This is a genomic window from Kribbella sp. NBC_00359, assembly GCF_036097425.1.
Lineage (GTDB): Bacteria > Actinomycetota > Actinomycetes > Propionibacteriales > Kribbellaceae > Kribbella.
On record NZ_CP107975.1, the window covers coordinates 6,984,416 to 7,010,035 of the forward strand.

The following is a 25,620-nucleotide window of genomic DNA, read 5'->3' on the forward strand; positions in this document are numbered from 1 at the left end:
CGGATGGCCAACGCAGTCCTCCTGAAACCCCCGGACGTCGACGGCGGTCCACCGACCCGCAAACGGGTGAAGGTCAAACCGAAGCGGCAGAACCTGGCCGGCTGGTTGTTCGTCGGACCGGTGATCGCCGGCGTGCTGTTCTTCCAGCTGGCACCGGTCGCGGCGTCCCTGGTGGTGTCGCTGACCAACTGGTCCGGGCTGAACGCACCGAAGTTCCTCGGCCTGGAGAACTACAAGGAGCTGTTCACCGCCGACGACACGTTCTGGCCGTCACTGAAGAACACGGTGATCTTCACGGTGGTCGTCGTCGTGCTGACCATCTTCATCGGGCTCGGTCTCGCCGTCCTGTGCAACCAGAAGATCAAGGGCATCGGCATCTTCCGGACGCTGTACTACTCGCCCGCGGTCACCAACGTCGTCGCGATCGGCTTCGTCTGGTTCTGGCTGTACAACCCGGACAACGGCCTGTTCAACTCCACCTTGAAGACGATCGGCATCGACGGTCCGGCCTGGCTGTCCGACACCAGGACGGCGCTGATCGCGGTGATCATCGTCGCGCTCTGGCAGGGCGTCGGCTATCCGATGGTGATCCTGCTGGCCGGGTTGCAGAGCATCGACCAGTCGCTGATCGAGGCGGCGACGGTGGACGGAGCGTCGGCCTGGCGGCGGTTCTGGTCGGTGGTGTTCCCGCTGCTGACGCCGAGCCTGTTCTTCCTCACCATCACGCAGTTCATCACCTCGTTCCAGGTGTTCGGGATCATCTACGTGATGACGTCCGGCGGGCCGAACAACGCCACCTCGGTGTTCATCTTCCAGATCTACGAGGCGGCCTTCGGGCACGGCCGGCTGGGCTACGCGTCCGCGATGGGCTGGGTGCTGTTCGTCATCGTCGGTGTCGTCACCGCGATCCAGTGGAAGATGGAGAAACGGTGGGTGCACTATGACAGCTGAGGCCCTCCGGATCCCGGTGAACCGGCCACCGAGGCACATCCCACGCCGCGTCGTGCTGATCGTCGTACTGCTGTTCTTCGCCGTGGTGTTCGCGATGCCGCTGCTCTGGATGATCAGCGCATCGCTCAAGCCGGAGAACGAAGTACTGCAGTCGCCGCCGACGTTCATCCCGTCCACATTCCAGTGGGCCAACTACTCCCAGGCCGGTGACGGGCTGCTGCCGTTCTTCCTGAACAGCTGCAAGCTGGCCGCACTGAACGTCGGTTTCCTGCTGCTGTTCGCGTCGCTGGCCGGCTATGGTTTCGCCCGGCTGAACTTCGCCTTCAAGAACCTGGCCTTCGCGCTGTTGTTGTCGACGGCAATGATCCCGGGCATCGTCTACCTCGTCCCGCAGTACATGCTGTTCCGCGAGATGGGCTGGATCGACACCCACTACCCACTCTGGGTGCCGAACGTGCTGACGCCGGTGTTCGGGACGTTCCTGCTCCGGCAGGCGTTCCGCGGCGTGCCGATGGAGCTGGAGGAGGCCGCCAAGCTCGACGGCGCGTCCACCTTCGGCACCTTCTGGCGGATCATGCTGCCGCAGGTGAAACCGGCCCTGGCCGCGGTCGGCGCGCTCACCTTCATGGGCTCGTGGAACGACCTGTTCGGGCCGTTGATCTTCCTCAACTCGACGCGGTTGCAGACGATGCCGATCGCGCTCGCGCTGTTCAAGGGTGAGTACTTCACCCAGACCAATCTGATGATGGCGGCCGCGACGCTGACGATCCTGCCGCCGCTGCTGCTGTTCCTGATCGCCCAGAAGTACTTCGTCCAGGGCATCACGATGTCCGGCCTGAAAGGTTGACCATGCGGATCACCCGGATCGAATCGATCATCCTGCTCGACAAGCTGCACATCCTGAAGATCCACACCGACGAGGGCCTGGTGGGCGTCGGCGAGGTCAGCCCGATGAACGCCCACGTCACCCACAGCGTCGTGGAGCAGGCGCTCGCGCCGCTGCTGGTCGGCGAGGAGGCGACCGACATCGAGCGGCTGTGGCGCCGGCTGTACACCAAGCCCTACAAGCTCGGGCCCGGCGGCGCCCAGCTGAACGCCATCGCCGGGATCGACATCGCCCTGTGGGACCTGCTCGGCAAGGCGGCCGGGCTGCCCACCTACCAGTTGCTCGGCGGGAAGTACCGCCAGAGCGCCAAGGTCTACGCGAGCTCCATGGCACGGGGGATGAGCCCGCAGCAGGAGGCCGAACGCGCGCAGTCCTTCCAGGAGAAGGGCTTCCACGGGTACAAGATCCACTCGTCGACGCCGTGGATGCACGACGACGGCTTCGACCAGACCATCGCGACCGTGACGGCGGTCCGGAAGCTGGTCGGGGACGACTTCCCGATCCTGGTCGACGTCAACAACGCGTACTACGAACACACCGCCATCAAGCTGGCTCACGCGCTGGAGGACCTCGGCGTGTGGCACTTCGAGGAACCACTCGCCGCCCACGACTATGCGGCGTACGGACGGCTGGCCGACGCGGTCGACATCCCGATCGCGGTCGGGGAGCAGGAGTACACCACCTGGCAGTTCCGTGACCTGATCCTGACCGGGCGGGTCGACATCCTGCAGCCCGACGTCATCAAGTGCGGCGGGATCACCGAGTTCAAGAAGATCGCGGTCCTCGCCGACACCTTCACCAAGCCGATCACGGTGCACAACACCCAGCAGACGATCGGTACGTCGGCGCACGCCCACCTCTGGGTCAGTACGCCGTCCTGCGTGTACCCGCAGGAGTACAACATCGAGCACAACCCGATCCTCGACGACGTGCCGATCTGGCAGAACCCGCTCGTCCCCGTGAACGGCGAGATCACGCCGTGGGAGCTGCCCGGTCTGGGCATCGAGCTGGACGACGACGCGGTCGCGAAACTGCGCACCAACTAACCCCCTGACAGAACAGGAAAGACCATGACCGCATCACAGTTTTCCCGACGGTCGGTGCTCAAAGCCTTCGGCGTCACCGGTGGAGCCATCGCTGTCGGGTTGCCGCTCGCCGCGTGCGGTGGCAACAGCAGCGGAGGAGGCGGGGGCGGCAACGCCTCCTTCCTCACCTGGGACACCAACAGCGGCACCCCGCTCTACACGGTCGCCGAGAACTGGGCCAAGGGCGCCGGCAAGACGCTCGACATCCAGTCCGTACCGGGCGACGACTACGACACCAAGCTGCGCACGGTGCTGTCGTCGGGGGCAGCTCCGACGGCGATCCGGATCAACGACGACTACGTCAAGGGGTACTACGCCGAGGGATCCCTGCTCGACCTGAAGCCGTACCTCGAGAAGGACGGCATCAAGCCCGAGGACTACTTCCCGGTGGCGTTCAACTTCCCGAAGCAGGAGGACGGCGCGCACGCCGCCTGGCCGATCATGACGAACCCCGGCGTCATCTACTGCAACACTGACGCGTTCGCCGAAGCCGGCGTCGAACTGCCGCCGAAGGACTGGGCGAAGAGCGGCTGGACCTGGGACGACTTTCTCAACGCGGCGAAGAAGCTCACCAAGCCCAACGGCGAACGCTGGGGAGCACTGGTCTTCCCGGACACCTCATTGGAGACCGTCTGGCCGGTCAGCAACGGCGGCGACGGGATCTACTCCAAGGACGCCACCCGCTTCACGCTGGCCGAGCCGCAGGGCGCCGAGGCGATCCAGTGGGTCGCAGACCTCGCCCTCGTCCACAAGGTCCACCCGGACTTCGCCACCGTCACGGCCGGCCGGCAGACGCCGAACTGGGCGCTGGCCCAGCTGGGCACCGGCAAGGTCGCGATGCTGCTCTCGCTGACCAGCGGCATCCCGTACCTGCGCAGCAACGCGAAGGTGAAGTGGGACATCTTCCCGACGCCGATGCAGGCCCGCCGGACGACCGTGAACACGATGACCGTGCTGGCGATCCCGAAGCAGTCGAAGGACCCCGACGCGGCCTGGGATTTCCTCAAGTACTGCGCCGGTCCGGACGCGTCGAAGCTGCTCGCGCAGTCACGGGGCTTCATGCCGGTCAGCAAGAGCTCGGCGGCGCTGTTCGTACCGGACGACAAGGGCCCGGCCAACCTCGCCCTGGTCACCCAGGCGCTCGACAACGCGGTGAACGAGAACTTCAGCCGCTACATCGAACGCGCCCGGACCATCTACCGCCCGGTGCTCGACGACGTCTGGAGCGGCAAGCAGACCGCGGCGGCCGCGCTGGGCAGCGTCAAGCAGAAGGTCGAAGACGTCCTCGCAGGCAAGGGGTGACATGAAGATCACGGACATCAGTGTCGAGGTCGTGTCGGAGCCGAAGGCGCACGCGGTCCGCGACGCGATCCAGCTGCTCGACCGCAACGGGCAGACCCGGGTGCGGATCGACACCGACGAGGGGGTGAGCGGGGTCAGCAGCACGTACTTCGGCCGGGTGGCGAGCTCACCGGCGGTCCTGGCCAAGATCATCACCGAGCAACTGGCGCCAGCGATCATCGGCGAGGATCCGGCCCTGATCCGCGGGATCCGGCAGCGGCTGCAGACGCTCACCGACTACCAGGGCACGGCCGGGCTGTCGTCGTACGGGATCTCGGCGATCGATCTGGCGTTGTGGGATCTCCTCGGCAAGTCGCTGGACGTGCCGGTGTGGAAGCTGCTGGGTGCACAGCGCACCGCCATCCCGACGTACGCGATGGTGGGCTGGCTCGAGCTGGACGTCGCGGGCCTGGAGACCGTGTCGGCCAAGGCGATGGAGCAGGGCTTCCGCGGCGTCAAGATGAAGGTCGGCGGCGGCCCGCTCAGCGAGGACATCCAACGGATCAAGGCCGTCCGGGCCGTGATCGGGCCGGATGCCCCGCTGATGGTCGACGCGAACCAGGCCTTCGGGTACGACGAGGCGCTGCGTCGCGGCCGTGCGTACGAAGGGCTCGGGTGCCGGTGGTTCGAGGAGCCGTTGCCGGCCGCCGACACCGAGAGCCATGTCCGGCTGGCCGGCAAGCTGGACATCCCGATCGCGACCGGCGAGAACAGGTACGGGCAGGCCGCCTTCCGGGATCTGATCGCCCGGGGCGGGGTGGGCGTCGTACAGCCGGATCTGAGGCGTGCGGGTGGGCTGACCGACTGCCTCGAGATCGGACTGATGGCGGCCGGGTTCGGTGTGCCGTACGCGTCGCACGGGGGTGGTGCACACATCCACGTGCTGGCCGCACTCCCGAACACGATCTATGTGGAGAGCGGACTGCTGCCGGCGGACGGCCGGGTCGAACTGGTGGACGGCTGCTACCCGCTGCCGCTCGGCCCCGGCCTGTCGTCGTGGAACGACTAGCCGGAAACTCGGCCTACCGGAATCGGCAACTGGCGGTGAATTTCTAACCAGGCCCTTGTGTGTTACTCACGAGTCAGCGAAGGTGACGTTGAGTGGTCCAGTCGCCACCTCTCGCACACGCAAAGGCGGTCCGCCCATGAAGTCCATCGCCAGTCTGCTCTCCGCCGCGGCCCTCGGCGCCGCGATGCTGCTCAGTCCGGGGGTCGCCCACGCGGCGGCGCCGAACTACGTCGCCCTGGGCGACTCGTACGCCTCCGGTGTCGGCACCCGCACCTACATCTCGAGCAGCGGGTCCTGCCAGCGATCGGTGAAGGCCTATCCGTACATCGACGCGGCCCGGATCGGAGCGAACCTCACGTTCGTGGCCTGCTCCGGAGCCCGCGTCGCCGACGTCACCGCCAACCAGCTGCCCTCGGTGACGAGCGCCGCCAACCTCGTGTCGGTGCAGGTCGGTGGCAACGACGCCGGCTTCTCCTCGGTCATCACCGAGTGCGCCAAGCCCTCCTGGCTCGGTGACTGCACGGGCGCCGTCGCGAACGCGCGGGCGATCATCAACAACACCCTGCCCGGCCGGCTGAACACCCTGTACGCGTCGATCAAGAGCCGGGCGGCGTCGGCCCGGGTCGTCGTGGTCGGCTACCCACGACTGTTCAACGGCACCGACTGCAACGCCGGCACGTTCTTCAGCCCGGACGAGATGACCCGGCTGAACGGGACCGCCGACCTGCTCAACGCGAAGATCGCGGCGTCGGCGAACGCGGCCGGCTTCACCTTCGTCAATCCGACCTCGCTGTTCATCGGCCACGCCGTCTGCGGCAGCCCGGAGTGGATCAACGGCCTGTCGAACCCGGTCAGCGAGTCCTACCACCCGAACGTCACCGGCCACGCCAACTTCGCCAACCTGGTCCAGCCCGCGCTCTGATCGGCGCACTCCCGCAGTCCCGCAGTTGGGGCCTGGGGCACCGTTCGGTGACCTGAGACAGGCTATTTCCTGTCTCAGCTCCCGAGTTGGTGTCCCAGGCCCCGAGTGCTGTTCGGGTGGTCGCCGGCATTGGAGATGCGACACGGGGTTGTTCGTGGTGTCATGCTGGGGTGACGCAGAGGTCTGTGGACTGGCTCTTGGCGGCCCGCATGCAGGCCAACTGCCTGGCACGTCCGGTGGACGAGGCCGGCCCCGGAGGGGTGGCCGACGTCGTGCGCCGGACGGGGGGACTCCAGGCCCAGGCGTGGCGCGGTGCCGCGTACGCCGTCCGAGCCCGCTCGACCGCGACCACTTTCGCTGACGTATCGCACGCGCAGGAGACCGACCGGAGCGTCGTCCGTGGCTGGTTCATGCGTGGGACCCTCCAACTCGTCGCCGTTGAGGACGCGGGCCCCCTTCTCGGCCTGCTGGGTCCAAAGGTCATCAAGGACACCGAGCGCCGGTACGGCGAACTCGGTCTGACCAAGGCGATCCGGGCTGAAGCCGCCGACCGACTCGAAGCACATCTGCTGAGCCATGGCCCGTCCACGCGCACCCAGTTGGCCGAGGTACTCGTGAAGGCCGGACTGATCGCGGAGCCCAAGGGACAAGCGGTGTATGCCCTGATCCGGCACACCGGGTTGCTCGGTCGGCTGTGTTATGGGCCGGGGTACGACAAGGACGAGACCTGGGTCGCGGTGAGCGACTGGCTGGGTAAGCCGCTCGTACTGGAAGGTGACGTCGAGACGCTGGCCCGGCGTTATCTGGCCGCGTACGGACCGGCGACCGCGCGCGACTTCGCGACCTGGTCGGGGCTGCCGGTGCCGACCGCACGCCGCGCTGTGCAGGCGGCGGCAACCAAGTCTTTCGACGTCGAAGGAGTTGAGTTGGCCGCCGTCGATGATCTGCCGGGGTGCTGGGACGTGCGGCTGTTGGGGGAGTTCGACGCCTATCTGCTCGGCTATCAGGATCGGCGGCAGGCGCTGGCTGCCGAGTTCCACCGGCAGATCCATCCCGGCGGCGGCATGTTGCGGCCGGCGGTGCTCGAGGCGGGCCGGGTGATCGGTTCGTGGCGGCACGCCGACCGTTCCTACGAACTGTTCGACGCCGGCGCCCGCACGGACCTCGCCGGAGAGCTCGCGGATCTGGCCCGGTTCGCCGGTTGATCGTATATGCCGGGTCGGGTATATATGGAGTCATGACCGAGACCTTGAGCACCGAGAACGGCCGGACGGTTCTGCGGATGCGGCGGGAGCTGCGGCATCCGGTGGAGAAGGTCTGGCGGGCGATCACCGAGCCCGGACAGCTGGCCGGATGGTTCCCGGCCGCGGTCGAGTTCGACCTGCGGCTGGACGGGCCGGTCACCTTCACCTTCGAGACGGATCCGGGCGCGCCCGTCGACGTCCAGACCAGCGGCGTGATCCGCGCGTACGAACCGCCGAAGCTGCTCGAGTACACCTGGGGCGTCGAGGTGCTGCGCTGGGAGCTGGACCCGTCGCCGGAGGGGTGCACGTTGCAGCTGACCGCGACGTACGACGATCGTCCGGGATCCGCGAGCTTCAGTGGCGGCTGGACGCTGTGCTTCGACGCGCTGGATCGCGTGCTGGGCGGATCGGTGCCCGAGCGCGACTACGCCGTACTGCATGAGCACTTCGTGAAGGTGTACGGGCTGGACGAAGGTGTCGTGACGGATGACGGCGGAGTGCGGTTCGAGCGGCAGTTGGTGAAGCCGAAGGAAGCTGTCTGGCAGCTGCTCACCGGCGCGGAGCGGGCCGCGGCCGGCAGCGCGCCGCCGGCCGGATTCGTTGCGAAGGGCATTGATCCGGGTCCGGTCCTCGATGTGGAGGAGCCAGTGCGCCTCAGCTACGGCTGGAGCGGCGGCGAGGTGACGTGGACGCTGCGGGACGGCAACGGCGGAGCCCGTCTGGTGCTCACCCAGACCGGCCCCGCCGCCGGTTACCTCAACCCCTGGCACGACCTGATCGAGACGCTGGCTGCCGAGCTGTTGCCTTAGGCCACGACCTGCGGATCCGGTTCGGCGCCGACGTACTCACGCAGGTGCTCCGCGGTCACGGTCGGGCTGCTCTCGACCAGGTCGGCCGGGGTGCCGGTGAAGACGATCCGGCCGCCGTTGTGGCCGGCGCCGGGGCCGACGTCGATGAGCCAGTCGGCGTGGGCCATCACGGCCTGGTGATGCTCGATGACGATCACGGTGTTGCCCTGGTCGACCAGGGTGTCGAGCATGCCGAGCAGTTGGTCGACGTCGGCCAGGTGCAGTCCGGTGGTGGGTTCGTCGAGGATGTAGATCGAGCCGGTCCTGCCCATGTTGATGGCCAACTTGAGCCGCTGCCGCTCACCACCGGACAGCGTGGTCAGTGGCTGACCGAGGCCGATGTAGCCGAGCCCGACCGTTGCGAGCCGATCGAGGACGGTCCGCGCCGGACCCTTGGGGAAGAAGTCCCGGGCCTCGGTCACGGTCATCCGCAGCACCTCGCTGATGTCCTTCCCGCGCAGCCGGTAGGCGAGCACCTCCGCGGTGAAGCGGGCGCCGTTGCAGTCCTCACAGGTCGAGGCGACCTCCGCCATCATCGCCAGATCCGTGTAGACGACTCCGATGCCCTTGCAGGTCGGGCAGGCGCCGACCGAGTTCGCGCTGAACAGCCCCGGCTTGACCTTGTTCGCCTTCGCGAACTCGGCCCGGATCGGATCGAGAAGCCCGGTGTAGGTCGCGGGATTACTGCGTTTCGACCCGCGGATCGGCTCCTGCCCGGCGATGATCACGCCGTCCCGGCCGGCCAGCGATCCATGGATCAGTGAGCTCTTCCCTGATCCCGCGACCCCGGTGACGACCGTGAGGACGCCGAGCGGGACGTCCACACTGACATTGCGCAGGTTGTGCAGTGTCGCGTTCTCGATCGCGAGCTTGCCGGCCGGACGGCGTACGTCGTCTCGCAGGGCGACCCGGTGATCCAGGTACCGACCGGTGAGCGTGCCGGAGCTCTTCAGGCCGTCGAGATCGCCGGCGTAGCAGAGTCGTCCGCCGGCCAGGCCGGCGCCCGGACCGAGGTCGACGACGTGATCGGCGATCCGGATCGTCTCCGGCTTGTGCTCGACGACCAGCACGGTGTTGCCCTTGTCCCGCAGTTGCAGGAGCAGGTCGTTCATCTGCTGGATGTCGTGCGGGTGCAGGCCGATCGTGGGCTCGTCGAAGACGTAGGTGACGTCGCTCAGGCTGGAGCCGAGATGACGCACCAGCTTGACCCGCTGGGCCTCGCCGCCGGACAGCGTCGTCGACTCGCGGTCCATGCTGAGGTACCCGAGGCCGATCGTGACGAACGAGTCCAGCGTCTGCCGGAGTCCGTCGAGCAGCGGCCCGACTCCCGGATGGTTGATTCCGGCAACGAACTCGGCGAGGTCGCTGATCTGCATCGCCGAGCACTCGCCGATGGTTCGCCCGTTCACGGTGGTCGTCCGGGCGGCCTCGTTCAGCCGGACGCCGGCGCACTCGGGGCAGGTCGTCTGCCGGACCGCGCGCTCCGCGAACGCGCGCGCGTGGCTCTGCAGCGACTGCGGATCCTTGCCGAGGTACTGGCGCTTGATCTTGGCGACCAGGCCCTCGAAGGTCAGGTTGCTCTTGCCGACCTTGATCTTGGTCGGCTCCTGGTAGAGGAACCGCTCCCAGGCCTCGGCCGGGTAGTCCCTGAGCGGCAGGTCCGGATCGAACAGGCCGGAGTTCGCCATCAGCTGCCAGTGCCAGCTGTCGATCGCGTACCCGGGTGCCTTGATCGGGCCCTGGTTGAGACTCTTGTCCCGGTCGACCAGCTCGTCGAGGTCGAACTCGGTGGTCCGGCCGAGCCCTTCGCACTGCGGGCACATGCCCTCGGCCCGGTTGAAGCTGAACGCCGACGGCGACCCGACGTACGGCGTACCGGCGCGGCTGAACAGGACCCGGAGCATGGTGTGTGCGTCGGTCGCGGTGCCGACCGTGGACCGGGCGTTGGCGCCGATCCGCTCCTGGTCGACGATGATCGCGGCGGACAGGTTCTGCAGCGAGTCCACGTCCGGGCGGCCGAGGCTCGGCATGAAGTTCTGGACGAAGGCGGTGTAGGTCTCGTTGATCAGCCGCTGCGACTCGGCGGCGATGGTGTCGAAGACGAGTGACGATTTACCGGAGCCGGAGACACCGGTGAAGACGGTGAGGCGACGTTTCGGGATGTCGAGGGAGACGCCGCCGAGGTTGTTCTCGCGGGCGCCCCGTACCTGGATGAAATCGTGGCTGTCGGCAACAGGCATCCTTCAATTGTGACATTGAAGCAGTCGTAGTAACTTTTCGTGCACGACCAGCCAGAGCCCAGCGCGCAAAGCTTATACGCCGTGACGAAGGTTTCCGGTCCGCTTCGCGACGTCGTCGAGCAGGTCCTGCAGTTGGGCGGCCAGTTGCGCGCGACCGGTGGGGGACAGCGACGCGACCAGCTCGGACTCGCGGGTCAGCACCTGGTCGACCGTCCGCTCGATGAGGTCGTGGCCGGCCGCGGTCAGGGTCACGACCACCGCCCGGCTGCCGTCGTCGGCGGTCCGGCGGGTGACCAGGCCGGCGTCCTCCGCCCGGGCGACCCGCTGCGAGATCGCTCCGGCGGTGACGAGGGTACGGCGGCTCAGTTCGCGCGTACTCACCTCGTACGGCGCGCCCGCCCGGCGCAGCACGCTGAGCAGATCGAGGGTGGCCGGATCCACTCCGGCGTCGGCGAGCACCCGTCGGCGGTCGTCGGCGAAGAGCTTGGCGAGCCGCCACAGGGGAGTGACGATCTCGATCGAGTCGGTCGGCGTACCGGGCCGCTCGCGTTGCCAGGCGCGGGCGATCTCCGCGGCGGGATACGGGCTGGGTGTGTCGAGGGGATAGGAGTCGGCCACGGGATGATGATACGTTTAGGTCTAAACATTTAGATCTAAACGTGAGGATCGACGATGACGAGGGTGATCGTGGTGACCGGCGGAGCGACCGGAATCGGGCGGGCGACCGCCGAGCGGTTCCGCGCGGACGGCGACGAGGTGGTGATCACCGGCCGCCGGGAAGACGTGCTCGCCAAGACCGCGGCCGACGTCGGAGCCAGGGGAGTGGTGTGCGACGCGACCGATCCGGCGCAGGTCGAGCGACTGCTGGACACGCTGCCGGACCAGGTCGACGTACTGGTCAACAACGCCGGCGGGAACACCGACTTCGGCCGGCCCGACGCAGGCCTCGAGCAACTGAAGGCGAACTGGCTGGCCAACCTGGAAGCCAATCTGCTCAGCGCCGTCCTCACCACGACCGCCCTGGCATCGCGGCTCACCACCGCGGTCGTGCACCTGGGCTCGATCGCCGGCGCGCGCGGCCCCGGCTCGTACGGCGCCTCCAAGGCGGCGCTGGCGTTGTGGAACCAGGACGTGGCCGCCGAGCTCGGACCGCGCGGCATCACCTCGAACGTCGTCGCCCCGGGCTTCACCGCCGAGACGGAGTTCTTCCAGGGCCGGCTCACCCCGGAGCGCCGCGAGACGTTGCTCGCAGCAACAATGACCCAACGGGAAGGCCAGGTCGAAGACATCGCCGGCACCATCCACTTCCTCGCCTCGCCGGCCGCCCGGCACCTCACCGGTCAGGTCCTGCACGTGAACGGCGGTGCACTCGTCACTCGCTGACTTGTGACAACGTGGCCAGGTGTGACAATGGGCGACATGCGTGCCACCGTCAAAGACGTCGCCAAGCTGGCCGGGGTGTCCCCGAAGACGGTGTCCAACGTCATCAACGGCGTCGTGTTCGTCCGCCCGGAGACCAAGGCTCGGGTCGAGAGCGCGCTGGCCGAGCTCGATTACGTGCCGAACATGAGTGCCCGGGGGCTGCGCAACGGCCGGACCGGCATGATCGCGCTCGCCTTGCCCGACCTGCTCCGGCCGTACTCCGCGGAGGTCGTCCACCTGGTCGTCGAGCTCGCCCACGAGCGCGGCTGGGGTGTGCAGATCGAGCAGACCGCGGCCGAGCCCAAGCGTGAGTTCGAGCTGCTGTCGAAGGCCCGCGCGTACCTGGTCGACGGCCTGATCCTCAACCCGGTGAACCTGGACGACAGCGCGGTCACGACGGCCGGGCCGCTGCCGCCGCTGGTGCTGATCGGCGACGTCGACCAGGACCTGGTCAGCCAGGTCGCGATCGACAACGTCGCCGCCGCCCGGGACATGACCAAACACCTGCTCGCACAGGGCTGCCGCCGCATCGCAGCGGTCGGTACGCCGGAGATGCCGCGCGGCTCGAGTGGCGCCGGCGTACTGGCCGGATCCGCCGAGGCCCCCGGTACGGCGGCCTCCCGGTTGCGGACCGCCGGTTATCGCCAGGCGCTCGAGGAGGCCGGCCTACCGAACGATCCCGCCCTCGAGATCGGCCTGGATCGCTGGCGGCCGGAAGGCGCGGCGACGGTGGTCGGGAAGTACCTCGCCGAGCACGAGTTGCCGGACGCGTTCTTCTGCTTCACCGACTCGCTCGCGTCCGGTGCCTCGTCGGCGCTGTGGAGCGCGGGCGTCGCTGTCCCCGGGCAGACGCTGCTGGCAGGGTTCGACAACATCCTGGAGAGCCAGTTCATGATCCCGCCGCTGACGACGGTCGACTTCGACCGGCGGGCGTTCGTGGCGGCGGCCCTCGATCTGCTCGGCGAGCGGATGGCCGACAAGTTCGCGGCGCCGCGCCGGGTGATGATCCCGCACCGGATCGTCCAGCGCGCCAGCACCACGCGCTGACCGACAGAAACAGCGGATGGACGGGGGTTCCGCAACGCGGGATTCCGGTCACGATCCCTTGCCATTGCGGTCACTCTCAGCAAGGGTTGCAGGATCACTTCCGCGTCGTTTCCGGGTGCGGGAAGGACGGGGAGTGTGCGGTCGTCGCGTCGTACTGCGACGTCGTCACGGCCATGTCTACCGTCACTCGGGGGTAGGACAACGAGAGAAGGGGGAAGTGTGTCAGCGATGACAAGGCTCGCCGAGCAGTGCCGTGATGTGAGGAGTCACGGCAACGCAGGTCTCGGACGGGCCGCGATCCAACCGGCGGTGTGTACGGGCATCCACGAGGTGATCTCGTCGATGTCACCGGTGCGCCCGCGACGCGTGGCGGTGCTCAGACTGAGCAACGGCATGACCACCACGCTGCGACTCGGCGACGGTGTGCAGGCACCGGAGCGAGGTGCCACCGTGTTCGTCCGGGGTGGCCGGGGCATGGGGGATCAGCCTGCCTCAGGTGGGGTCCTCCTCGCGCCGGGCAACCCCAACCGGCACGGATGAGCTGAGTCAGTGACTCGCCGGTCTCAGGTCCCAACGCCGAGCTGAGGCCGGCAAGTCCCTGGAGCAGCTCCCGAACCTGCCGACGCACCCGGCAGTGGGGTCTACGAATCCTCCGGCATCGGATCCGTGAACGAGCGGATCTCGATCGGTGAGAACCGCGCCTCCGGAAGCCGGGCCGCGATCTCGGTCGCCCGCTCCAGACTGCAGTCGAGCAGGTAGTACCCGGCCAGCACTTCCTTCGCCTCCGTGAACGGCCCGTCGGTGACCGCCGCGACGCCGTCGTTCACCCGGACCACCCGCGCGTTCGCCGTGGTCAGGCCGAGACCGTCGAGGTACTCGCCCTTGGCCTTCAGCTCCTCGGTCAGCTGTCGATGACGATCGAGCACTTGCTCGATTCCCTCGTCGTGCAGGGCGTTCCAGGTGTCGTCGTTCCCGTAGATCAGCAGCATGTACTTCATCGCGTGCCTCCATTCACCGGGTACGTCGGAGCGCCGATGCCGTCCTCGACACCGGCGCTCCGACGTTACTCACTACCAGGTGGCACCGGCCGGCTGGCGCACCGTCGTGTTGATCCGGTTGAACATGTTCGTCAGCGCGATCATCAGCACGATCGCGGACAGTTCCTTCTCGCCGAAGTGGTCGGCTGCCGCGGCCCAGATCTCGTCCGTGACCGCCTCCGGCCGGTCCGCCAGCCGGGTCGCGGCCTCGGCCAGCGCGAGCGCCGCCCGCTCGGCGTCGGTGAACAGGTCCGACTCACGCCAGGCCGCGACCTGGTGCAGCCGCTCGTCGGTCTCACCGTTCTTCAGCGCCGACTTGATCCCGCCGAACACGCACGGCGCGCAGCCGTTGATCTGGCTCGCCCGCAGGTGCACGAGCTCGAGCGTCGCACCGGGCGCGCCGGCCTGCCCGATGGCCTTGTAGATGTTCTGGATGCCCTTGGTGGCGTCCGGGAGGATCTCGGCGGGGTTGGTCATCCGTGCTGCAGTCATGGGAGGTTCTCCATCAAGTGAGTGTGTCGATTTCACTCCCTTGACGGATGCTGTGCGGAGGATGTGACAGCGGCGTGGAGATCTTTTTCGAGCCGTTCCTCGACCGGTACGGCGGGGTCGGAGTACTGCCCGGTCAGGCAGATCGGGCCGGTGTACCTGACCTTCTGCAAGGCCGCGAACACCGCGGACCAGTCGGACAGTCCTTCGTCGGCCTGCACGAAGTACGGCTTCCAGACGCCGTCGGTCCGCAGGTACTGCACATTCTTCAGGTTGACGATGCCGAGCCGCTCGGCGCCGAGCTCGATCGTCACTGCTGGATGGTCGCCGGCCAGTGCGTCGTGCGCCGCATCCCAGACCAGCTTGAACTGCTCGGGCAGTCCGTCGAGCAGTTGCAGTACGCCGAGCGTCGACGCCACGAACCGCCCGTGATGCGGCTGCACCCCGACCTGCACGGCGTACCGCTCGGTCAGTACTGCCGCTGCCTCGAGCAGCATGCGAGTACGGCGTACAGACGCGGCATACCCATCGGGACCGAGCTCGGCCATGATGCGGATCATCGGCACGCCGGCCTCCGCACATGCGGCGAACACCCGCTCGGTCAGGTCACTGGCAACGCTGATCGGTTCGACGCCCTCGGCCCGCAGCTGCGCGGTGAACTTCGGCAACTCGGCCTCGGCCGTAGCCGGGCTCACGTACGCGGCCTCGCGGACCGGGACCTCCGCCCCGGCGAACCCGAGACCGGAAACGAGCCGACCGAGCTCGTCACCCGGCAACGCCAGCCAAGGTTTGGTGAAAACAGACCACAGATAGGTCATTTCAGCGGCCTCCCAAGCCACTCATGGTGATGCCTCGGACGAACCAGCGTTGGGTCAGGAAGAACAGGATGATCAGGGGGATCGTGGTGACGGTGGCTGCCATCAGCAACAGGTTCCACTGGGTGCCGTTCGTGTCCTGGAACACCTGCAGTCCGACCGAAGCGGTCCGGGTGGCATCGCTGTTCGAGATGATCAACGGCCACAGAAGGTTGTTCCACTGGCCGATGAATTTGAACACGGCAAGCGTCGCGATCGCCGGGATCGCCAGCGGCACGATCACGCGGACGAACGCCTGCCAGCGGTTCGCGCCGTCCAGCCGGGCGGCCTCCTCGTAGTCGCGTGGGATGCCGAGGAAGAACTGCCGGAGCAGGAAGACGCCCAATGCGGTAAAGGCGTGCGGCAGGATCATCCCGGGCCAGGTGTCGATGCCGTGCAGCTTCGCGACCAGCACGAACTGCGGGATCAGCGTCACCTGCGACGGGATCATCAGGGTGGCGAGGTAGATGCCGAACAGCCAGCTGCGGCCGGGGAAGTTCAGCCGGGCGAACGCGTACGCCGCCAGCGCGGCCGTCACGGTCTCGAGCAGAGTTGTGCCGCCCGCGAAGTACACGGTGTTGAGCAGGTACTTGCCCAGTGGCACGAGGTCGAAGGCGCGCGTCAGGTTCTCCGGGTGCCAGCTGCTCGGCCAGAACGACGGCTTGGCCGCCATCGACTCGGCATCGGACTGGAACGCGACCAGCACCATCATGACGACCGGGATGAGGGTGAGTGCGGTGACCAGGAAGCAGGCGAAGACAATCAGCTTGCGGCGGACGTCAGTTGTCATAGTGCACCAGCCTCCGCTGGAAGAGGAACTGGGTGGTGGTGATCAGCACGATGAACGCGAACAACACCAGCGATTGCGCCGCGGCGTACCCCTGGTCGTAGTTCTCGAAGCCGGTCCGATAGATGTACATGACCAGCGTGGTGGTGCGCGTGCCCGGCCCGCCGTTGGTCATGATCAGCGCCTGGTCGAAGACCTGGAACGAGCCGATCACCGAGGTGACGATCACGAAGAACAAGGCCGGTGACAACATCGGCAGGGTGACGTTGCGGAAGCTCTGCCACGGCGACGTGCCGTCGACGCGAGCAGCCTCGTAGAGCTGTTGCGGGATCGCCTGCAACCCGGCGAGGAACACGACCATGCCGAAGCCGAAGCCCTTCCACACGCTCATTAGGATCAGCGCCGGCATCGCCCAGTTGTCCGAGATCAGCCAGGTCGGCCCGTTGATGCCGAACAGCCCGAGCACGGCGTTCACCAGGCCGTCGTGCGGGATGTAGAGCCAGATCCAGACGAACGCGACCGCCACCGTGATCGTTGCATACGGCAACAGCAGGAGCGAGCGGAAGACCGCTACCCGGCGCAGACCCTGATTCAGCAGCAGTGCCAGCGCGAGGCTCACCAGGATCGTCAGCGGCACGCTCACGAAGGTGAAGTACGCCGTGTTGCCCAGCGCGGACCAGAACGTCGGATCCGGACCGAGGCGGGCGAAGTTGCGCAGCCCGGCCCAGCGCGGCGGACTGAACAGGTTCCAGTCCAGCAGCGAGATCACGCCGGCGGCGACGACCGGCCCGGCGGTGAAGATCAGGAATCCGATCAGGCTGGGCAGGATGAACAGCCAGGCGGTCAGGGTCTCCCGGTTGCGCCAGCGTGGCGTCGGCCCGGATGACGGTTGTGGTGATGCGGTGGTGGCCGGGGCGGCCAGAGTGTCGACAGCCATGGTGGATCACCCCTTCCTGGCGGTGGCTTGGCGGATGTTGTCCTGGTGCTGCCGCATCAGTACGTCGAGACGCGGCGTGAGCCCGCTGATCGCGTCCGCGACCGTGACCTGTCCCAGGAAGCTCCGCGGGAGGTCCTGGCCGAGGAGTTGCTTGACCTGGTTCCAGTTCGTCGTGACGTCGAACGCGTGACCGCCGGCGAGCTTGCCGGCCAGGATCTGCTGGACGATGCCGAGGTTGTCCGGCGGTGGCTGGAACGCACTGCCTGCGCTCAGCCGGGCCGGGTTGTTGCGGCCGGCCTTGGCGTAGATGTCGAGCGCACCGGTGCTGGTGAGGGTCTTGAGCAGCTTCCACGCGAGGTCCAGTTCGGCCCCATCGCGCACCCCCGATGGAATCGCGAAGCTGGATCCCGACACCCGCGGGGTGCTGCCGACTGCCCCGGCCGGGAACGGGATCACGTCCCAGTCGAACTTGGCCTTGCGCACGTTGACCACCTGCCACGGCCCGTTCTGCATGAAGGCGACGTTGCCCTCCAGGAAGTTGGACAGCGAACTCTCGGTGACCAGATTCTTGATCGGCGGGGTGACCTTGTCCTTGACGAACAGGTCGATGACGTACTGCAGTGCCTCCATCGCCTCCGGATCACCTAGCGTGCTCCGGGTGGCGGCGTCGTCCATCACGTTCCCGCCCGCACAGTAGATCCACGACACCAGGTCGTCGATCGCCGGCGCACAGGTGAAGCCGTACTGCTCGCCGGGTTTGGTGAGCTGCTTCGCCAGGTCCCGGAAGGTTGCCCAGGGCATCGGCACCGTCTTCGAGGGCAGCTCGATGCCCTGCTTCTGCAGCAGCGACTTGTTGTAGTACATGACCGTCGGCGCGACATCGAAGCCGATCGCGTACGTCTTGTTGTTGAAGCTCGAGATCCGGCGGCTCGACTGATAGAAGTCGTCGAGATGGAAATCCGGGTCGGCCTCGATCAGGTCATCGAGTGGGCGGTGCGCGCCGCGGGCGGCGTACGTCGGGATCAGTGTGCCGTTGAGCGCGGTCACCAGGCCGGCCGTGCCACTGACCAGTTGCAGGTCCAGTTTGGTCGGGTAGCCGTTCGACGGGGTCAGGGTCGGGACCGACTTCACGCCGAGCTGATGCTCGACGTACTTGCTGAAGTCCTGCCAGACCTTCTTCTCCGCGGCACTGCTCGACCACATCGCCCAGGTGGCGGCACCGGCGGGTGGTCCTGACGAGCACCCGGCCACGACCAGCCCGAGCCCGGCGAGACCGGTCAGCTCGAGAAAGCCGCGGCGGGACAGCTTGGTTGCCATATCTCTCCTCACCGATAGAGCAGGTCGATCGACTCGGCGCGGATCCGCTCCTCGTCGACCTGAACGCCCAGTCCAGGGGCGGTGGGGACCGTCGCGACGGCCTTGGTGATGCTCAGCCCCTCGACATACAGATCGGACAGCAGCTCCGGCCCGTTGAGCTCGGCGGGCAAGGCGAGCTCGAGCTGACTGAACACGTGCAGCGCGGCGGCGAACGCGATCCCGCAGTCGGTCAGGCCGCTGGCGAGGACCTCGACGCCGCCGGCGATCGCGGTCTGCGCGGTCTTCAGGGCGTTGCGCAGCCCGCCGGATTTACAGACCTTCACGACGACGAGGTCTGCGGCGCCGAGCCGGATCGCCCGGGCCAGGTCCTGGGCGGAGAAGCTGCCCTCGTCGATCGCGATCGGCAGGTCGATCAGTTCGCGCAGCCGTTGCATCGCGAGCGTGTCGGTGCTCGGTACAGGCTGCTCGACACAGTGGATCGTGCGGACGCCCGCCGTACGGTCGAGGAGTTGCCTGAGTGCGGTCGGCCGGTAGGACTGGTTGGCGTCGAGCCACAGCGGCTTGCCGCCGGCGACCTCGGCCACGGTCTGGATCGCCGCGGCGTCCGCGTCCAGATCGCCACCGATCTTGACCTTGTACGCCGGATAGTCCGACGACTGGAGCGCATGTTCGCGGACCGCGTCCTGGTCGCCGACTCCGATCGCCGAGCAGAGCGGGATCTCGTCGTACAGCTTGCCGCCGAGCAGGGCGTGCACCGGAACGCCGGCGAGCTTGCCGGCCGCGTCGTGCATCGCGACGTCCACGGCGGCGCGGGCGAACGGGAAGCCGTTCGACACCGCGGGGCTGAGGCGCTTGCCGGCGCGCTGGTGGAACAGCTCGACGTCGAAGGGCGTGAGTTCGAGCAGGATCGGTGCGAGATGGCGCCGGATCACCACCGCCATCGTCTCGGCGGTCTCGTAGCTCCAGCTCGGCAGCGCGCGCTGCTCACCCCAGCCGACGACCCCGTCCTCCGTGGTCAGCTTCACGAACACGACCGCGGCGGCCTGGTCCGGCGCGTCACCGGGCGAGCCGACCGCGCCGCTGCCGAGGACGAACCGGCGCGCGAACGGGACTGCGACCGGAAACACTTCGACTTGCGTGATCCGCGACATCGGCTGTCCTCTCAGGCCGCGATCGACCAGGCGGCCGGGTCGACGAAGCTCGGTCCGCGGGTGCCGTCGTCGAGCCACCGGATCACGTCCGTCAGGACATAGCCGGCCAGCGCGAGGTGGCCTTCAGCGGTGTCGCCGGCGACGTGCGGGCTGAGCAGCAGGTTGGGCGCTTCGAGGATCGTCCGGTCGAAGGTCGGCGGCTCCGGGTCGTAGACGTCCAGGGCGGCGTACAGGCGGCCGTCGAGGACGTGGTCGAGCAGGGCCTGCTGGTCGATGGCCGGACCGCGGGATGAGTTCACCACGACCGCGCCGTCGGGGAGTTGCTCGATCAGCGCGCGGGTGATCATGCCCTTGGTCTCCGGCACGTTCGGGACGTGGATGGTGAGGAACGGGCTGCTCGCCGCCTCTTCCAGCGTCGTCGTGCGTACGCCGAGCTGGCCGGCACGCTCGTCCGTCAGGTACGGGTCGTAAACCGCGAGGTCGCAGCCGAAGGGCCTCAGCAGAGTGATCAGCGCCCGGGCCGTGCTGCTGGCGCCGATGATGCCGACCCTGGCTCCCGCGAGCTCGTGGCCGCGGAAGTCGGTCTGCTTCCAGCCGCCCTGCCGGATCGCTCCGTCGAACCTGGGCAGGCGCCGGGCCAAGGTGAGCATGGCGGCCAGACAGTACTCGCCGACCGACCACGCGATCCGTGGACCGGCGGAGAAGACGGCGACACCCTGGTCGAGGATGACCGGGTCGATGAGGTTCTTGACCGAGCCGGCCGCGTGGGCGACGACCTTCGGGCCGTTGCCGTCGGACCACAGCTCCTTGCCGAGGTGCGGCGTACCCCAGCTGGTCAGGAGGATGTCAGCGCCGGCGGCCAGCTCGGGTACGGCGGCCGGGTCGAGCGCCGGCGGCTTGCCGGGTGCTCCCGGTCCGGCCGCGTGCGCCGCCTCGGCCCAGACGACCTCGAAGCGGTCCTCGAGCAGCCGGCGGGTCGCGGGGTCGACCACATCGGCGGCACGGTCGGGGGAGAACAAGGCAGCGAGCTTGGGCACCGTGGAGGCTCCTTCGGTTCGGCAGATGCCTCGACGGTAGGCGCTTTCCGTTATGCAGGTCCAAGCCCTATTTCGCATGAACCGATACCGTGCCGGTATGGACTTGTCGCTGCAGCAGCTCCGGGGGTTCGTCGCCGTCGCCGAGGAACTCCACTACGGCCGGGCCGCCCAGCGGCTGAACCTGACCCAGCCGCCGCTCACCCGGCAGATCCAGGGGCTGGAGCGAACCCTCGACGTCCGGCTGTTCGACCGGACCGGCCGCGGAGTGCGCCTGACCGCGGCCGGTGATGTCTTCCTCGAGCACGCCCGCCGGGTGCTCGCGCTGCTCGAAGTCGCTCCGGACGCGACCCGCCGGGCCGCCGACGGCCAGACCGGGACCCTGCGGATCGCGTTCACCGCCATCGGTGCGTACGCCGTACTCGCGGACTTCCTCACGATGGTCGGGAAACGCACGCCGGCGGTGACCTCAGAGCTCACGGAACTCGTGAGCCCGGCGCAGTTCGAGGCGCTGGCGAATCTGGAGATCGACATCGGCCTCGTCCGGCCACCGATCCCGTCGCAGTTCGAGTCGGTATTGGTCCATTCGGAGGATCTGGTGCTCGCCGTACCGGCTGATCATCCGCTGGCAACCGGCGATACCCCGGTGACTCTCGCCGACGCCACTGATGACTACATCGGCTACAGCCCCGAGGGTTCGCAGTATCTGCACGACATCTGCGCGGCGATGATCGGCATGGATCGGTACGCCGTCAGTCAGCTGGCATCGCAGGTCCCGACGATGCTGGCGCTCGTCCGGGCCGGTCTCGGCTGCGCGCTGATCCCGCGCTCGATCATGGCGATGCGGGTCGAGGGCGTCCGTTACCGTGAGCTCGACGCGGCGGACGCGCACTCGGTCACGCTGCACGCGTGCTGGAGCCCGGACAGTCCGAACCCTGCTCTGCAGAGGCTCGCGGAGTCACTGCGGCAGAACCCGCACCTCGACGCTTGACCTAGAGTGTGCTCGAACTCGTAGAGTCCGAGGCATGACTGCACAGCACAAGATCGGTTCGGGGTTCGGGCACGACAGCACCGCGGACGACGTCCTCGCCGGGATCGACCTGACCGGCAAGCTGGCCGTCGTCACCGGCGGGTACTCGGGTCTCGGCCTCGAAACGACCCGTGCGCTGACCAAGGCCGGGGCGCACGTCGTCGTACCGGCCCGGCGGCCGGACGCCGCGCGCGAGGCGCTGGCGGGGATCTCGAACGTCGAGATCGACGAGCTGGATCTCGGGGATCTGGACAGTGTGCGGGCGTTCGCCGATCGGTTCCTGGAGTCCGGGCGGTCGATCGACATCATGATCGACAACGCGGCGATCATGGCCGCGCCGGAGACGCGGGTCGGGCCGGGCTGGGAGGCGCAGTTCGCGACCAACCACCTCGGGCACTTCGCGCTGGTGAACCGCCTCTGGCCGGCGCTGGTGGCCGATGGTGGTGCGCGCGTGGTGTCGGTGTCGTCGACCGGACACCGGCGCTCGGACATCCGCTGGGACGACCTGGAGTTCCGGCAGGGGTACGACAAGTGGCAGGCGTACGGGCAGGCGAAGACCGCCAACGTGCTGTTCGCCGTGCAGCTCGATGCCCTGGGCAAGGACTCCGGCGTGCGCGCGTTCGCGCTGCACCCGGGTGGCATCCTGACCCCGTTGCAGCGGCACCTGCCGCGCGAGGAGATGGTCGCCTTCGGCTGGATCGACGAGGACGGCAACCCGCTGAACCCCGGCTTCAAGTCCCCGGAGCAGGGCGCCGCGACCCAGGTGTGGGCCGCGACCTCGGCACAGCTCGACGGGCTCGGCGGCGTGTTCTGCGAGGACTGTGAGGTCGCCGAGGTGTCCACCGACGACAGCCCGGGCGTCCGGCCGTACGCGATCGACCCGGCGTCGGCCGCCCGGTTGTGGACGGTCTCCGCGGAGCTCACCGGCGTGAACGCTTTCGGGTAAGGTGGATCGCACCAGGGACGATGGATGGAGGAGGTGGGACCGATCACCGGACAGGCAGGTTGGTTGCTCCCGCCTCGAGTGGTCAGCTTCTGAGACTGACCGCGGGAGCCTCGGTTCTAAGGGGTTCTGTGTCTGTATCTTCTGTTCCTTCAGTTGAGCTCGGCGCTGTCGTCGAGCGGCTGCGCGCGTCCGGGTGCGTCTTCGCCGAGGACGAGGCCGCGCTCATCGTCGAGACCGCGCGGGACACGGCCGAGGTGACGGCCATGGTCGACCAGCGCGTCGCCGGGCTGCCGCTCGAACACGTCCTCGGCTGGGCGTCGTTCCGCGGACTGCGGATCGCGGTCGACCCCGGTGTGTTCATCCCGCGCCGCCGCACCGAGTTCCTCGTCGCCGAGGCGCTGGAGGTGATCACACCGGGCGCCGTCGTACTGGATCTGGGCTGTGGGTCTGGTGCGTTGGGTGCGGCGATCGCGGCGGAGCGCGAGGTGTCGTTGTACGCCGCCGACATCGAGCCGGCCGCGGTTCGGTGTGCCCGGCGCAATCTGGTGCCGTGGCGTGGGTCGGTGTATCAGGGCGACCTGTTCTCCGCGTTGCCGGATCAGTTGCGGGGGCGGGTCGACGTACTGCTCGCGAACGTGCCGTACGTGCCCACCGACGAGATCCGGCTGCTGCCGCCCGAGGCTCGGCTCTACGAGCCGCACGTGACGCTGGACGGTGGGCCGGACGGGCTCGCCACCTTGCGCCGGGTTGCGGCCGGGGCGTTGAGCTGGCTTGCCCCGGGTGGGCACCTGTTCGTGGAGATGAGCGAGCATCAGGCCCCGCCGGCCGCAGCTGTGCTGACGGATCAGGGCCTGACGGCTCGCGTGACGTCCGACGACGAGCTCGGTGCGACTGTTGTCCACGGCATCAAACCCGGCGCTGGACGTGCAGGAGGTAGTCCCGCCGGTTGAGTGGGTCGTGGTCGGTCCGGGCGCGTTCCGGGATCGGGCCGGTGACGGGTTGGTAGCGCTCGAACGCGGACTCCAGCACGCCTTCGCCGCGGGTGAGGGCGGGCAGCAGTTGCTCGAGTTCGTAGACGGCGGCCGCGGGGATTTCTCCTTCCAGGGTTGAGGTTTCCGCGGCCAGCGCCGGCACCTGCGGGATCGCGCGCAGCCGGGCCAGAGCCGCGAGTACGGCGCGAGTCGTGTCGGTCGGGATCTCCAGCCGGAAGCGATGCATCGGCTCGTGCACCGTCGTACCGGCCTGCTGGAGGGCCGTCATCAGGACCAACGGGGTCAGGAAGCGGAAGTCGCCGGCCGTGCTCGACATGCTCTTGTCGAAGACGGCATGGGCGTGACTCTGCCGCGCCGAGTAGCCGGAGTGCGTCATCACGACCCGCGCGTCGGGGATCTGCCAGCCGTGGATGCCCTGGTCGAGCGTCTCGCGGACGGTCTCCTCGACGGCCTTGATGAAGGCGTACGGCATCGAGCCGAGCTCGACCTCCAGCTCGAAGCTGACGCCGGCGTTGACCGGGGCGGGTTCGAGCCGGAGACCGACGGTGGCGAGGAACGGGTTCGGGTTCTTCTTGTTGAACTCGACCGCCGCGCCGGTGCCGTCGAGCCGCTCGATGCAGATCGTGGTCGTCTCGCGGAAGCCGGCCTCGATCCCGAACTCGGTCGCCAGAGTGGTCTGGATGACCTCCTTCTGGACCTCGCCGTACAGGGACACCGAGATCTCCTGGCGGAGATCGTCCTGGCGCAGGTTGATCAGCGGGTCCTGCTCCGCGAGCTGGGTCAGCGCGACGCGAAGGTTGCCCTTGTCGGAGAGCTTCTGCGGATAGACCACCGTCTCCAGCGTCGGCGGCGCGAAGAAGCTGGTCGTCGTGGTGGGAGCGGGCTCATCGGTCGCGGTGATGCGGTCGCCGATCTGGATGTCGGCGAGGCCCCACAGCTTGGCGATCTGACCGGCTCTCACTTCGCTGCCCGCCTTGGTGCCGAAGACCTGGAGGGCGGTCAGTTTCGCCTCGTTGGCGCTGCCGAAACGCAGTCGGTCGCGGACGTGCGCCGTACCGGAGACCATCCGGACGTAGGCGATCTTCTCGCCGGCCGGGCCGCGCTCGACCTTGAAGACCGCTCCGTCGACCGGTTCCTCCTGTGTGCCGGCCAGGGGGAGGAGTTCGCGGATGCCTTCGGTCAGGGACTCCGTGCCCGCGCCGGTGATGGCGGAGCCGAAGTACACCGGATGCACGAGCGCCTGCTTCGTCTGCTTGGCCAGTGCTCGCTTCAGGGCGTCGTGGGAGAGCGGTTCGCCGTCCACGAACATCCGGAGCAGGTCGTCGTCGCGCTCGGCGAGTACTTCGAGGAGGGCGCCGTACGACTCGGTGAATGCCGCTTCTGGGGTGCCCAGGTGCGTGGCCTCGCCCATCGGCACGATCGCCGGGGTCAGCTTGTCCGCGATGGACTTGAGTACGGCGTCGTACTGAGCGCCGGTCCGGTCGAGTTTGTTGACGAAGATCAGCGTCGGGATCTTCAGGCGCTGCAGCGTCCGCATCAGCACCCGGGTCTGCGCCTGGACGCCTTCGACGGCCGAGATGACCAGCACCGCGCCGTCGAGCACGCTGAGCGCCCGCTCCACCTCGGCGATGAAGTCCGGGTGGCCGGGAGTGTCGATCAGGTTGACCGTGACAGGGTCGGCTTCGCCGATCGTGAACGACACGACCGCCGACTTGATCGTGATACCGCGCTGGCGTTCCAGCGCGAGGGAATCGGTCTGGGTGCTGCCGTCGTCGACGCTACCGATCTCGTCGATGACCCCGGCGGCGTAGAGCAGCCGCTCGGTCAGGCTCGTCTTACCGGCGTCGACATGCGCCAGGATCCCAAGGTTCAGTACTTTCACGCAGCTTCATGTCCTTTGAACAGGTGTCAATTCCTTCCGCGACAGACATGAAGCGAGGTCGCATGACAGAACTCCTTGACTAGACACCTGCTGGTACGCCCACGAGTACACCAACCGTCGCCGCAGCCCGGCAAACCATTTAGACGACCGCTACACCGTCGCCTTCCTC

25 protein-coding genes are annotated in these 25,620 nt (G+C 67.9%); 14 read left to right on the top strand and 11 right to left on the bottom strand.

Going from position 1 to position 25,620, the window contains the following annotated elements; all coding sequences use genetic code 11:
• Nucleotides 1–3: 3 nt before the first annotated feature.
• The 8 genes from OG876_RS33905 (at nt 4) to OG876_RS33940 (ending at nt 8,247) form a co-directional block, all read left to right on the top strand.
• Nucleotides 4–951, top strand: a complete 948-nt coding sequence (locus OG876_RS33905) for a carbohydrate ABC transporter permease (RefSeq protein ID WP_328520765.1) — start codon at nt 4–6, stop codon at nt 949–951.
• Nucleotides 941–1,798 (top strand): carbohydrate ABC transporter permease, encoded by an 858-nt coding sequence (locus OG876_RS33910; RefSeq protein ID WP_328520766.1) that lies wholly within the window; start codon nt 941–943, stop codon nt 1,796–1,798. Before OG876_RS33905 ends, OG876_RS33910 begins: the two co-directional genes overlap by 11 nt.
• Before the next feature lie 2 nt (nt 1,799–1,800).
• Nucleotides 1,801–2,883, top strand: a complete 1,083-nt coding sequence (locus tag OG876_RS33915) for a mandelate racemase/muconate lactonizing enzyme family protein (RefSeq protein ID WP_328520767.1) — start codon at nt 1,801–1,803, stop codon at nt 2,881–2,883.
• 24 nt (nt 2,884–2,907) lie between these two features.
• Nucleotides 2,908–4,224: an extracellular solute-binding protein gene (locus tag OG876_RS33920; protein ID WP_328520768.1), complete on the top strand. Its 1,317-nt coding sequence runs from the start codon at nt 2,908–2,910 to the stop codon at nt 4,222–4,224.
• 1 nt (nt 4,225) lies between these two features.
• Complete coding sequence (locus tag OG876_RS33925; protein WP_328520769.1) at nt 4,226–5,272, top strand: mandelate racemase/muconate lactonizing enzyme family protein; 1,047 nt, start codon at nt 4,226–4,228, stop codon at nt 5,270–5,272.
• Between the two features lie 136 nt (nt 5,273–5,408).
• The gene (locus tag OG876_RS33930) at nt 5,409–6,194 is read left to right on the top strand and encodes an SGNH/GDSL hydrolase family protein (protein WP_328520770.1); all 786 of its coding nucleotides are present in this window, start codon (nt 5,409–5,411) and stop codon (nt 6,192–6,194) included.
• A 185-nt stretch (nt 6,195–6,379) separates the two neighbouring features.
• Entirely contained in the window at nt 6,380–7,399 is a 1,020-nt protein-coding gene (locus OG876_RS33935) for a winged helix DNA-binding domain-containing protein (protein WP_328520771.1), read from the top strand.
• A 32-nt stretch (nt 7,400–7,431) separates the two neighbouring features.
• Nucleotides 7,432–8,247: an SRPBCC family protein gene (locus tag OG876_RS33940; protein WP_328520772.1), complete on the top strand. Its 816-nt coding sequence runs from the start codon at nt 7,432–7,434 to the stop codon at nt 8,245–8,247.
• Here OG876_RS33940 and OG876_RS33945 read toward each other — a convergent pair.
• Both OG876_RS33945 and OG876_RS33950 read right to left on the bottom strand, forming a co-directional pair.
• Nucleotides 8,244–10,526, bottom strand: coding sequence for an excinuclease ABC subunit UvrA (locus tag OG876_RS33945; protein ID WP_328520773.1), 2,283 nt, complete (start codon nt 10,524–10,526; stop codon nt 8,244–8,246). The two genes, OG876_RS33940 and OG876_RS33945, sit on opposite strands and share 4 nt — an antisense overlap.
• 72 nt (nt 10,527–10,598) lie before the next feature.
• Nucleotides 10,599–11,144 (bottom strand): MarR family winged helix-turn-helix transcriptional regulator, encoded by a 546-nt coding sequence (locus OG876_RS33950; protein ID WP_328520774.1) that lies wholly within the window; start codon nt 11,142–11,144, stop codon nt 10,599–10,601.
• A gap of 54 nt (nt 11,145–11,198) precedes the next feature.
• Here OG876_RS33950 and OG876_RS33955 point away from each other — a divergent pair, with 54 nt between their 5' ends.
• The 3 genes from OG876_RS33955 to OG876_RS33965 all read left to right on the top strand — a co-directional run bounded on the left by OG876_RS33955 (nt 11,199) and on the right by OG876_RS33965 (nt 13,535).
• Complete coding sequence (locus OG876_RS33955; protein ID WP_328520775.1) at nt 11,199–11,909, top strand: SDR family NAD(P)-dependent oxidoreductase; 711 nt, start codon at nt 11,199–11,201, stop codon at nt 11,907–11,909.
• Nucleotides 11,910–11,945: 36 nt separating this feature from the next.
• The gene (locus OG876_RS33960; protein ID WP_328520776.1) at nt 11,946–12,995 is read left to right on the top strand and encodes a LacI family DNA-binding transcriptional regulator; all 1,050 of its coding nucleotides are present in this window, start codon (nt 11,946–11,948) and stop codon (nt 12,993–12,995) included.
• A gap of 228 nt (nt 12,996–13,223) precedes the next feature.
• On the top strand, nt 13,224–13,535 hold the full coding sequence (locus tag OG876_RS33965) for a hypothetical protein (protein ID WP_328520777.1): 312 nt from the start codon (nt 13,224–13,226) through the stop codon (nt 13,533–13,535).
• Nucleotides 13,536–13,636: 101 nt separating this feature from the next.
• On the opposite strand, the gene OG876_RS33970 is transcribed toward OG876_RS33965, so the two are convergent.
• The 8 genes from OG876_RS33970 to OG876_RS34005 form a co-directional block, all read right to left on the bottom strand.
• Entirely contained in the window at nt 13,637–13,993 is a 357-nt protein-coding gene (locus tag OG876_RS33970) for a YciI family protein (RefSeq protein WP_328520778.1), read from the bottom strand.
• A gap of 72 nt (nt 13,994–14,065) precedes the next feature.
• Complete coding sequence (locus OG876_RS33975; protein ID WP_328520779.1) at nt 14,066–14,524, bottom strand: carboxymuconolactone decarboxylase family protein; 459 nt, start codon at nt 14,522–14,524, stop codon at nt 14,066–14,068.
• A gap of 32 nt (nt 14,525–14,556) precedes the next feature.
• Nucleotides 14,557–15,339 carry a sugar phosphate isomerase/epimerase family protein gene (locus OG876_RS33980; RefSeq protein WP_328520780.1) on the bottom strand — a complete coding sequence of 261 codons (783 nt, stop codon included), beginning with the start codon at nt 15,337–15,339 and terminating at the stop codon, nt 14,557–14,559.
• Nucleotide 15,340: 1 nt separating this feature from the next.
• Nucleotides 15,341–16,165 carry a carbohydrate ABC transporter permease gene (locus tag OG876_RS33985; RefSeq protein ID WP_328520781.1) on the bottom strand — a complete coding sequence of 275 codons (825 nt, stop codon included), beginning with the start codon at nt 16,163–16,165 and terminating at the stop codon, nt 15,341–15,343.
• Nucleotides 16,155–17,099, bottom strand: a complete 945-nt coding sequence (locus tag OG876_RS33990; RefSeq protein WP_328520782.1) for a carbohydrate ABC transporter permease — start codon at nt 17,097–17,099, stop codon at nt 16,155–16,157. Before OG876_RS33990 ends, OG876_RS33985 begins: the two co-directional genes overlap by 11 nt.
• Nucleotides 17,100–17,105: 6 nt before the next feature.
• Entirely contained in the window at nt 17,106–18,416 is a 1,311-nt protein-coding gene (locus OG876_RS33995; protein WP_328520783.1) for an ABC transporter substrate-binding protein, read from the bottom strand.
• Nucleotides 18,417–18,424: 8 nt separating this feature from the next.
• Nucleotides 18,425–19,567: a mandelate racemase/muconate lactonizing enzyme family protein gene (locus OG876_RS34000; protein WP_328520784.1), complete on the bottom strand. Its 1,143-nt coding sequence runs from the start codon at nt 19,565–19,567 to the stop codon at nt 18,425–18,427.
• Nucleotides 19,568–19,578: 11 nt separating this feature from the next.
• The gene (locus OG876_RS34005; RefSeq protein ID WP_328520785.1) at nt 19,579–20,604 is read right to left on the bottom strand and encodes a hydroxyacid dehydrogenase; all 1,026 of its coding nucleotides are present in this window, start codon (nt 20,602–20,604) and stop codon (nt 19,579–19,581) included.
• Nucleotides 20,605–20,701: 97 nt separating this feature from the next.
• On the opposite strand from OG876_RS34005, the gene OG876_RS34010 reads away from it, so the two are divergent.
• From OG876_RS34010 to OG876_RS34020, 3 genes are all read left to right on the top strand, one after another.
• Entirely contained in the window at nt 20,702–21,592 is an 891-nt protein-coding gene (locus OG876_RS34010; protein ID WP_328520786.1) for a LysR family transcriptional regulator, read from the top strand.
• Between the two features lie 34 nt (nt 21,593–21,626).
• A complete protein-coding gene (locus OG876_RS34015) occupies nt 21,627–22,577 on the top strand; it encodes an SDR family NAD(P)-dependent oxidoreductase (protein WP_328520787.1) in 951 nt (316 codons plus the stop codon).
• A 128-nt stretch (nt 22,578–22,705) separates the two neighbouring features.
• Nucleotides 22,706–23,527, top strand: a complete 822-nt coding sequence (locus OG876_RS34020) for a putative protein N(5)-glutamine methyltransferase (RefSeq protein ID WP_328520788.1) — start codon at nt 22,706–22,708, stop codon at nt 23,525–23,527.
• Here the strand turns inward: OG876_RS34020 and OG876_RS34025 are convergent.
• A complete protein-coding gene (locus OG876_RS34025; RefSeq protein WP_328520789.1) occupies nt 23,484–25,451 on the bottom strand; it encodes a translation factor GTPase family protein in 1,968 nt (655 codons plus the stop codon). The two genes, OG876_RS34020 and OG876_RS34025, sit on opposite strands and share 44 nt — an antisense overlap.
• Between the last annotated feature and the right edge of the window lie 169 nt (nt 25,452–25,620).

Excerpts from the sequence above, each read along its gene's own strand:
- OG876_RS33905 (WP_328520765.1), top strand. The coding sequence starts at position 4 with ATGGCCAACGCAGTCCTCCTGAAACCCCCGGACGTCGACGGCGGTCCA.
- OG876_RS33910 (WP_328520766.1), top strand. The coding sequence starts at position 941 with ATGACAGCTGAGGCCCTCCGGATCCCGGTGAACCGGCCACCGAGGCAC.
- OG876_RS33915 (WP_328520767.1), top strand. The coding sequence starts at position 1,801 with ATGCGGATCACCCGGATCGAATCGATCATCCTGCTCGACAAGCTGCAC.
- OG876_RS33920 (WP_328520768.1), top strand. The coding sequence starts at position 2,908 with ATGACCGCATCACAGTTTTCCCGACGGTCGGTGCTCAAAGCCTTCGGC.
- OG876_RS33925 (WP_328520769.1), top strand. The coding sequence starts at position 4,226 with ATGAAGATCACGGACATCAGTGTCGAGGTCGTGTCGGAGCCGAAGGCG.
- OG876_RS33930 (WP_328520770.1), top strand. The coding sequence starts at position 5,409 with ATGAAGTCCATCGCCAGTCTGCTCTCCGCCGCGGCCCTCGGCGCCGCG.
- OG876_RS33940 (WP_328520772.1), top strand. The coding sequence starts at position 7,432 with ATGACCGAGACCTTGAGCACCGAGAACGGCCGGACGGTTCTGCGGATG.
- OG876_RS33945 (WP_328520773.1), bottom strand. The coding sequence starts at position 10,526 with ATGCCTGTTGCCGACAGCCACGATTTCATCCAGGTACGGGGCGCCCGC.
- OG876_RS33955 (WP_328520775.1), top strand. The coding sequence starts at position 11,199 with ATGACGAGGGTGATCGTGGTGACCGGCGGAGCGACCGGAATCGGGCGG.
- OG876_RS33960 (WP_328520776.1), top strand. The coding sequence starts at position 11,946 with ATGCGTGCCACCGTCAAAGACGTCGCCAAGCTGGCCGGGGTGTCCCCG.
- OG876_RS33965 (WP_328520777.1), top strand. The coding sequence starts at position 13,224 with ATGACAAGGCTCGCCGAGCAGTGCCGTGATGTGAGGAGTCACGGCAAC.
- OG876_RS33970 (WP_328520778.1), bottom strand. The coding sequence starts at position 13,993 with ATGAAGTACATGCTGCTGATCTACGGGAACGACGACACCTGGAACGCC.
- OG876_RS33975 (WP_328520779.1), bottom strand. The coding sequence starts at position 14,524 with ATGACTGCAGCACGGATGACCAACCCCGCCGAGATCCTCCCGGACGCC.
- OG876_RS33980 (WP_328520780.1), bottom strand. The coding sequence starts at position 15,339 with ATGACCTATCTGTGGTCTGTTTTCACCAAACCTTGGCTGGCGTTGCCG.
- OG876_RS33985 (WP_328520781.1), bottom strand. The coding sequence starts at position 16,165 with ATGACAACTGACGTCCGCCGCAAGCTGATTGTCTTCGCCTGCTTCCTG.
- OG876_RS33990 (WP_328520782.1), bottom strand. The coding sequence starts at position 17,099 with ATGGCTGTCGACACTCTGGCCGCCCCGGCCACCACCGCATCACCACAA.
- OG876_RS33995 (WP_328520783.1), bottom strand. The coding sequence starts at position 18,416 with ATGGCAACCAAGCTGTCCCGCCGCGGCTTTCTCGAGCTGACCGGTCTC.
- OG876_RS34000 (WP_328520784.1), bottom strand. The coding sequence starts at position 19,567 with ATGTCGCGGATCACGCAAGTCGAAGTGTTTCCGGTCGCAGTCCCGTTC.
- OG876_RS34010 (WP_328520786.1), top strand. The coding sequence starts at position 20,702 with ATGGACTTGTCGCTGCAGCAGCTCCGGGGGTTCGTCGCCGTCGCCGAG.
- OG876_RS34015 (WP_328520787.1), top strand. The coding sequence starts at position 21,627 with ATGACTGCACAGCACAAGATCGGTTCGGGGTTCGGGCACGACAGCACC.